Raw genomic sequence first — 332 nt, forward strand, 5'->3', positions numbered from 1 at the left:
TTAACATATTTAATGCAACTTGTAAAGGATACTTTTTGGTATCAGATATCATTAGAACAGGCCATAAGAAATCATTCCATTGAGCAATAAATGTAAGTATAGCAACTGTTGCACAAATAGATTTTGATAGTGGTAAAACTATTTTAAAGAATATTTGAATTTTGTTTGCTCCATCTATTAATGCTGCTTCTTCAATTTCTTTTGGAATTGTAACAAAAAATTGTCTAAATAAAAATATATTAAATGGGTTAGCAATTACAGCAATAATTAATCCTAAATAGGTATTTACTAAACCTAACTTATTTACTACTACAAATAATGGAATTATTGTT

1 protein-coding gene is annotated in these 332 nt (G+C 25.3%); it reads right to left on the bottom strand.

Annotation, left to right across the window (positions count from 1 at the left end):
- A partial coding sequence (locus CPJCM30710_RS17545) for a carbohydrate ABC transporter permease (RefSeq protein ID WP_212905405.1) occupies positions 1-332 on the bottom strand: 332 nt, incomplete at both ends.

Source organism: Clostridium polyendosporum (assembly GCF_018332455.1).
GTDB classification, from domain to species: Bacteria; Bacillota; Clostridia; order Clostridiales; family Clostridiaceae; genus Clostridium_AY; species Clostridium_AY polyendosporum.